Annotated in this window: 1 protein-coding gene; it reads right to left on the reverse strand. The window is 33.9% G+C overall.

Annotated elements, in window-relative coordinates; translation table 11 throughout:
- Nucleotides 1-999: hypothetical protein (locus tag F3G98_RS10570; protein WP_188117000.1), on the reverse strand; the 999-nt coding region annotated here is incomplete at both ends.

Genomic DNA, 999 nt, shown 5'->3' on the forward strand with positions numbered 1-999 from the left:
TGTTAGCTCTTTTTAGCTTTACATCTAAGCTACCCCTCTTTATATCATAGCCAAGCACTCTTATGCTAGTGTTTTTATTTGTGATATCAAGTGAGCCTTTAGAGCTTTCATCATCTATTGGGCTAAAGTAGTAAAATGGCTTTTGATCTTCTTTGTTTTCAAAGAGATCATGCTCTTTTTCATCTTTGAAATTTGTAAAGCCAAATTTATAGTCTTTAGCTTCGTTTGCACCTTTTAGAAGTGTAGCGTTTAAGAAGAGATCGACCTTGTAGTTTTCTGGGTTTTCCACGCCAAATTTATCTCTTATCTTGTCATATAACCTTTCAATATCCACTATGTCTTTATCTTTTGTAAATATGGCTAAACTCTCTTTATCTTTATCCACATAGACGCTAGAGCTAGCTGATAAAAAGCCAAATTTTATCTCACCCCTATCTTTTACGTCGTATAAATTTATAGAGCCACTCTGCGTGCTGTTGTCAAATAAAAGAGAGTAGGTCTGCTCTGATTTTTTCATAAAGTATGCTTTCTCATCTTGTGATGAAAGCGACCTTGTGAAATTTGATGTATAGGTGTAGAGCTTGCTAGCTTGTGCCTTGGTGGTGGTGACATCACTAGAGCTCTCATCTACTACCTTGTATGTCCTGCACTTGTGCATAGCTCTTTTATCTTCTATGCTTTCACATCCGTTTTCTTTAAATTCCTCAACTTCATCTTTGCTTATTATCTTTGTGTATCGCTTCTCATCACTAAGCTTAAATATATCTTCTATTATCAAGGCTTCTTGCTCGTCTTTTAGATAGTGATCTGTGCGTATATCTAAGTCATGTTTTATGTTGTTTATAAGTATAAGTAGTAGCCAGTTTTTGTTTTTATTATATGTAATGGGTGAAATGGTGGCTTTATTGTCCATGTTGAAATTTACGCTATTGTATTGCATAGATAAATTTGTATCTAGATCAAATATAAGCTTATAGTTTTGCTCCATAAATTCATTTA

The organism is Campylobacter concisus, from assembly GCF_902460895.1.
Classification (GTDB): Bacteria; Campylobacterota; Campylobacteria; order Campylobacterales; family Campylobacteraceae; genus Campylobacter_A; species Campylobacter_A concisus_BC.